Annotated in this window: 1 protein-coding gene; it reads right to left on the minus strand. The window is 60.1% G+C overall.

The window, feature by feature from the left end; translation table 11 throughout:
• On the minus strand, positions 1 to 751 hold a 751-nt coding region (locus HMPREF1546_RS19115), incomplete at both ends, for a metallophosphoesterase (protein ID WP_021751693.1).

Here is a 751-nt window from a genome sequence, read left to right on the forward strand (position 1 = left end):
TCCAGATAGGAAACATGCTCCGCCAGCCCTTTCTGATAGGCGTCCAGATCCCGCTGGAGCGACGCGGGCAGGTCCTGCTCATCGAGTGGCTCCAGTTCCTCAGCTGGCAGGGAGCCGCTCTCTCCACAGCCGGAACCACCCACATAGAACTCTGCCATATCGTCCAGCCGCAGGCAGGCCAGACGGCGGTGCTCTGTGCGGAGATGACCGCAGCCGCAGTCAATGTCGATGATCCCATCTCCGTGCCAGATACAGAAGTCCTCATCGTCCCTCCCGGTCAGCAAGTTCGTGGGCGTGTGGCCCACGATGCAAATGGCGTCCGGGTAAGGACTCCCACTCTCCACGGACACACGGCCCCAGATGCGGGTCTCGCGGTCAGAGCTGGGACAGCCGTGGACAAGGTTGAACTTTTGCGTACCGACTACAATGTCCAGATGGTCAGGCAGGCTGGCGAGAAAACGCAGGATCATATTCCGCTCATGGGGCGTCCGGTGATAGAGCAGTTCCCGGTAGGTGGGCGAACCACCATTCTGCCGCCACAGGTCCCGCGCGCCGTACTCATTATGAGCGCCAAGAGTATCCAGACACATCTGCTCATGGTTGCCCAGGAGCATGGTCATGTTGGGCGCGGCCATGATCCTCTGAAGGATATCCACGCCCATGGCACCCCGGTCGATCACATCCCCGAGGATGTACAGGCGGTCGCTGTCAGAAAGCTGGATCAGATCCAGCAGCCGCTCAAATTTATCAA

This window comes from Oscillibacter sp. KLE 1745, assembly GCF_000469445.2.
Taxonomy (GTDB): domain Bacteria; phylum Bacillota; class Clostridia; order Oscillospirales; family Oscillospiraceae; genus Oscillibacter; species Oscillibacter welbionis.